The sequence below is a fragment of the Pseudotabrizicola sp. 4114 genome, from assembly GCF_031457365.1.
Lineage (GTDB): Bacteria > Pseudomonadota > Alphaproteobacteria > Rhodobacterales > Rhodobacteraceae > Pseudotabrizicola.
Genome location: NZ_JAVDWP010000036.1, coordinates 1 through 2,500, shown reverse-complemented (window position 1 = coordinate 2,500; position 2,500 = coordinate 1). Strand labels below are relative to the sequence as shown.

Here is a 2,500-nt window from a genome sequence, read left to right as displayed (position 1 = left end):
TGCAGGATGAAGGTAAGGTAACACTTACTGGAGGTCCGAACCAACACCCGTTGAAAAGGGTCTGGATGACGTGTGGCTAGGGGTGAAAGGCCAATCAAACTTGGAGATAGCTGGTTCTCCGCGAAAGCTATTTAGGTAGCGCCTCGGACGAATACCTTGGGGGGTAGAGCACTACATGGATGATGGGGGCCCACAGCCTTACTGAGTCTAAGTAAACTCCGAATACCCAAGAGTACTATCCGGGAGACACACGGCGGGTGCTAACGTCCGTCGTGAAGAGGGAAACAACCCTGACCTGCAGCTAAGGCCCCTAATTCGTGGTTAAGTGGGAAAGCATGTGGGACGGCCAAAACAACCAGGAGGTTGGCTTAGAAGCAGCCATCCTTTAAAGATAGCGTAACAGCTCACTGGTCTAGATAAGCTGTCCTGCGGCGAAGATGTAACGGGGCTCAAACCACGAGCCGAAGCTCAGGATGCATAGCAATATGCGTGGTAGCGGAGCGTTCTGTGATATAGAACGCTGTCTCTTTTGATCCTTAGGGGTCAACGGAGACAATGTTCTTTCTGTGAAGCCGGGCTGTAAGGCATCCGGTGGAGAGATCAGAAGCGAGAATGTTGACATGAGTAGCGACAAAGGGGGTGAGAGACCCCCTCGCCGAAAGTCCAAGGGTTCCTGCTTAAAGCTAATCTGAGCAGGGTAAGCCGGCCCCTAAGGCGAGGCCGAAAGGCGTAGTCGATGGGAACACGGTTAATATTCCGTGGCCAGGAGGAAGTGACGGATCTGAAACGTAGTTTGCCCTTATCGGATTGGGTGGGCTGCCTACAGGTCCCTGGAAATAGCCCTCCATCAGACCGTACCCTAAACCGACACAGGTGGACTGGTAGAGTATACCAAGGCGCTTGAGAGAACCACGTTAAAGGAACTCGGCAAAATGCCTCCGTAAGTTCGCGAGAAGGAGGCCCCACTTTTACGCAAGTAGAGGTGGGGGGCACAAACTAGGGGGTGGCGACTGTTTACTTAAAACACAGGGCTGTGCGAAGCCGTAAGGCGACGTATACAGTCTGACGCCTGCCCGGTGCTGGAAGGTTAAAAGGAGGGGTGCAAGCTCTGAATTGAAGCCCCAGTAAACGGCGGCCGTAACTATAACGGTCCTAAGGTAGCGAAATTCCTTGTCGGGTAAGTTCCGACCTGCACGAATGGCGTAACGATCTCCCCGCTGTCTCTAACGTGGACTCAGCGAAATTGAACTGTGTGTCAAGATGCACACTACCCGCGGTTAGACGGAAAGACCCCATGAACCTTTACTCCAGCTTTGCACTGGCATCAGGAATGTGATGTGCAGGATAGGTGGTAGGCTTTGAAGCAGGGACGCTAGTCTTTGTGGAGCCAACCTTGAGATACCACCCTTCGCCTTCTTGATGTCTAACCGCGGTCCGTTATCCGGATCCGGGACCCTGCATGGTGGGGAGTTTGACTGGGGCGGTCGCCTCCCAAACAGTAACGGAGGCGCGCGAAGGTAGGCTCAGACCGGTCGGAAATCGGTCGTTGAGTGCAATGGCAGAAGCCTGCCTGACTGCAAGACTGACAAGTCGAGCAGAGACGAAAGTCGGTCATAGTGATCCGGTGGTCCCAAGTGGGAGGGCCATCGCTCAACGGATAAAAGGTACTCTGGGGATAACAGGCTGATGATGCCCAAGAGTCCATATCGACGGCATCGTTTGGCACCTCGATGTCGGCTCATCTCATCCTGGGGCTGGAGCAGGTCCCAAGGGTATGGCTGTTCGCCATTTAAAGAGGTACGTGAGCTGGGTTTAGAACGTCGTGAGACAGTTCGGTCCCTATCTGCCGTGGGTGTAGGAGATTTGAGAAGAGTTGCCCCTAGTACGAGAGGACCGGGGTGAACGAACCACTGGTGGACCAGTTATCGTGCCAACGGTAGTGCTGGGTAGCTATGTTCGGACAGGATAACCGCTGAAGGCATCTAAGCGGGAAGCCCCCTTCAAAACAAGATCTCCCTTGAGAGCCGTGGAAGACCACCACGTCGATAGGCCAGAGGTGTAAGTGCAGCAATGCATTCAGCTGACTGGTACTAATTGCTCGATAGGCTTGATTTGATCCAGTAACAGCAAGGTAAAGCTTCGAAACCCGAAGCATCCCTCGCCTGGACAGTCAAAACGCATACACCAAAACAACGTGTACAAGACCTGGAACAACACTGATGTTAAAGGCGGATCTGGAGACCATCCAGTCCGCCGTGTCTCTTCTTCGGTTTGGTGGTCATAGCACGAGCAAAACACCCGATCCCTTCCCGAACTCGGCCGTTAAGTGCCGTCGCGCCAATGGTACTGCGTCTTAAGACGTGGGAGAGTAGGTCACCGCCAAACCTAAAAAGAGACACAATTCTCTCAATACGATACAAATACCCGATCGCAAATATTGCCCTCGGGCCGGACGCGGGGTGGAGCAGCCCGGTAGCTCGTCAGGCTCATAACCTGAAGG

2 rRNA genes (1 of these 2 cut by a window edge) are annotated in these 2,500 nt (G+C 53.7%); both read left to right on the top strand.

Annotation, left to right across the window (positions count from 1 at the left end):
• Positions 1 to 2,115, top strand: a 23S ribosomal RNA gene (locus J2X53_RS22275) (it extends 735 nt beyond the left edge of the window).
• A gap of 155 nt (positions 2,116 to 2,270) precedes the next feature.
• Positions 2,271 to 2,385, top strand: a 5S ribosomal RNA gene (gene rrf, locus J2X53_RS22270).
• The last annotated feature ends 115 nt before the right edge of the window (positions 2,386 to 2,500 follow it).